General features: G+C 49.3%; 2 protein-coding genes and 1 CRISPR repeat array. Of the genes, one reads left to right on the top strand and one right to left on the bottom strand.

The window, feature by feature from the left end:
- On the bottom strand, window positions 1–187 hold a 187-nt coding region (locus tag INF77_RS23380; protein ID WP_227414029.1), incomplete at its 3' end, for a hypothetical protein.
- A 50-nt stretch (window positions 188–237) separates the two neighbouring features.
- Here INF77_RS23380 and INF77_RS23040 point away from each other — a divergent pair.
- A complete protein-coding gene (locus tag INF77_RS23040) occupies window positions 238–678 on the top strand; it encodes a hypothetical protein (RefSeq protein ID WP_069732557.1) in 441 nt (146 codons plus the stop codon).
- Between the two features lie 177 nt (window positions 679–855).
- Window positions 856–1,297: direct repeats of the CRISPR family, unit length 19 nt; unit sequence GTTCACTGCCGTACAGGCA.

Below are 1,297 nucleotides of genomic sequence, written 5' to 3'. Positions count from 1 at the left end.
GCACCTGCAAAATCAGGTGCCGGGATTGGCGTCCTGAAAGTGTGTGAGCAGCAGTAATGCTGCAGGCTTCGTTCGCCCTAAGGAAAAGGGTATAATTCTGCATCTGGCGGGCGAATCGGAAGCTTCTTTTGAAGCGCCAGTAGCACACACACTGGTACGCCAATTCCTTTTCGTCCGCCGCCAGCAAATTGGCGTTTCCTGCGGTGGTAAATTCAAAGTGTGTGAAGGAATTACCCAATGAATACAGAAAACAACCTCGTCCATTTCTACAGCGAGCTCTCCCTCAACCCCGATCTCCCAACCCTTGCCCAGCGCTGCAAACTGCTCACCGAAATCCTGCTCGACTGCAAATCACTCCCCCAAACGCAGCCCGTATGCCGTTGCCTCGGGGCTTATCTGGAAGAAGTTAAAACCGGCCTCACGGAATCCATGCGTGATTTTCAAGTGGTGGAATTTGAGGACGAAGCGGAACAACCGCGACAAAAAGAGTGGCTGCTGGAAGATACCGAAACGAAATGTGACTACTGCCGGGCGTTGAATCATGTGCTGCTGGTGTCGCATTTTGACCGCGACATGCTGCCGCATCTTACAGGACTGCTCCATGACATTACGCATTCTATGGCCGCAGATGTTGTTGCGCCTCAACGTGAAGAAACGGTAATTCACATTATTTCCTGAGTGCAATCCAGGGCGTCGGGGGCGTTATTCTGACGCCATTGGTTTATACCCTTTTTTCTGATGCTTACGTAACATATTGATTTATATAGTGCGGATTTACGTTCCAGAAAAAAGGGTTTTAGGCGTAAAAGTTGATTATTTTATTTGCTAACAATAAGATGGCGTTGTTTCCTTTCAGTTCACTGCCGTACAGGCAGCTTAGAAATGAGAACATAGTGGTATGAGTGTGTGATTTGAGTTCACTGCCGTACAGGCAGCTTAGAAAAGTACATGATCCCTGGCGACAACGGCAAGGTCGTTCACTGCCGTACAGGCAGCTTAGAAAATTCCCGATTTTGTTCTTCAGGCTCTCGTCGAGTTCACTGCCGTACAGGCAGCTTAGAAAATAAGCAGATTATCCGGAGCACGCAACCGCCACGTTCACTGCCGTACAGGCAGCTTAGAAAATCAGACGCTCAATCGCAAGCCGCATTTTTGAAGTTCACTGCCGTACAGGCAGCTTAGAAAACTTATTACCTCCCCCGACCCTGTTGTCAGTGTGTTCACTGCCGTACAGGCAGCTTAGAAACGCCTCGCTTTGAGCTATGATCGGCAGCGTAAGTTCACTGCCGTACAGGCA

It is taken from the genome of Enterobacter cloacae complex sp. P1B, assembly GCF_014982345.1.
GTDB classification, from domain to species: domain Bacteria; phylum Pseudomonadota; class Gammaproteobacteria; order Enterobacterales; family Enterobacteriaceae; genus Enterobacter; species Enterobacter bugandensis.
This window is presented reverse-complemented; position numbering and strand designations above follow the sequence as displayed.